Source organism: Halomonas sp. 707D4 (assembly GCF_024158685.1).
GTDB lineage: Bacteria > Pseudomonadota > Gammaproteobacteria > Pseudomonadales > Halomonadaceae > Vreelandella.
Genome location: NZ_JAMZBD010000663.1, coordinates 1 through 1,349, shown reverse-complemented (window position 1 = coordinate 1,349; position 1,349 = coordinate 1). Strand labels below are relative to the sequence as shown.

At 64.0% G+C, this 1,349-nt stretch carries 2 protein-coding genes; one reads left to right on the top strand and one right to left on the bottom strand.

From position 1 onward, the window contains the following. On the bottom strand, positions 1-477 hold a 477-nt coding region (locus BIS11_RS17720), incomplete at its 3' end, for an FAD-dependent oxidoreductase (RefSeq protein ID WP_253586744.1). A gap of 195 nt (positions 478-672) precedes the next feature. Between BIS11_RS17720 and BIS11_RS17715 the strand changes: the two genes are divergently transcribed. Continuing rightward, complete coding sequence (locus tag BIS11_RS17715) at positions 673-1,341, top strand: phosphoglycolate phosphatase (RefSeq protein WP_253423770.1); 669 nt, start codon at positions 673-675, stop codon at positions 1,339-1,341. The last annotated feature ends 8 nt before the right edge of the window (positions 1,342-1,349 follow it).

Sequence of the window (1,349 nt, the reverse complement as noted above, 5' to 3'; positions counted from 1 at the left end):
GTAGCGCAGGAAGGTGTTGATCATGTCGCGCTGGAACGCCTTCGCCTGCCCGGGCGAGTCCATGAAGTGGCAGTGCTCGGCCACGCCTTCGGTGCCGAAGTCGTTGGAGACGCTGCCGAGCGACAGTACCAGGTAGTCGTAGCTCAAGGTGCGGCCAGGGAGTACTTCCTTGCCGTCCTCGTCGAGGATGGGCGACAGCGTCAGGGTCTTTGCGGTGCGGTCGAGCCCGCACAGCGACCCGCGCTGGTAGCGATAGCCATGGACCGAGGAGTGGCCGCGAAAGTCGACCTCGTCCATGGTGGAGTTGAGAATGCCGGTGGCGAGCTCGTGCAACAGCGGCTTCCACACGTGGGTGGCGTTGCGGTCGAGCAGCACGATTTCGGCGCGCTTCTTTTTGCCCAGGGTGTGTCCCAGGCGCGTGGCCAGCGCGAGCCCACCCGCACCGCCGCCGACAATCACGATCCTTGGTATGGCCATTAGCTTCTCCTTGGCAAAGGTCGCTTTAGCATAGAGGGTTCTCGACACTCTGACGAATGCCTGGCTTGATCGCCGAGCATGGTAACGTTCCTTGGCTTAACACACGCTTATGGCATTCGATCCATTTCCTTCGATCCATTTCCTTTGATCTATTCACTTCGATCTATTCACTTCGACACCCACGAGGATCTTCGCGTGCACAGCATTCTTTCCGACAAGCGGCTGATCGCCTTCGACCTGGACGGTACGCTGATCGATTCGGTGCCGGATCTCGCCGCCGCGCTGCAAGCCGCTCTGGAGGAACTGGGGTTGCCCAGCCCCGACGATGCGCAGGTGGCCGACTGGGTAGGCAACGGCGCGGCCAAGCTGGTCGAACGTGGCCTTGCCTGGGCGCTTGGCGAGTCCCCCCCGCCTGAAATGCAGGAGGCGGGCCTTGCGGCGTTCATGCGCCACTACGGCGCGGCGCCTTTCGCGCGCACCGTGCTCCACGAGAGCGTCGCCGCAACGCTTGCAGCGCTCGAGGAGCGCGGCTTTCGGCTCGCATTGATCACCAACAAGCCCGAGCGCTTCATCGCACCAATTCTCGACCACTTCGGGCTGCTCGAGCACTTCGCGCTGTGCATCGGTGGCGACAGCCTGGCCGAGAAGAAGCCCAGCCCCTTGCCGCTTCTGCACGTGGCGAACGCCCTGAACGTCGAGCCACGCGCCTGCGTGATGGTGGGGGACTCCAGGCACGACATCCACGCAGGGCAGGCGGCGGGCTTTGCCACCGTGGCGCTGCCCTACGGCTACAACCACGGCGAGCCGATAGAGGCGAGCCGACCGGATGCGTGCATCGACTCGCTCGCGGCGCTGCTCGACTGACCCAGGCT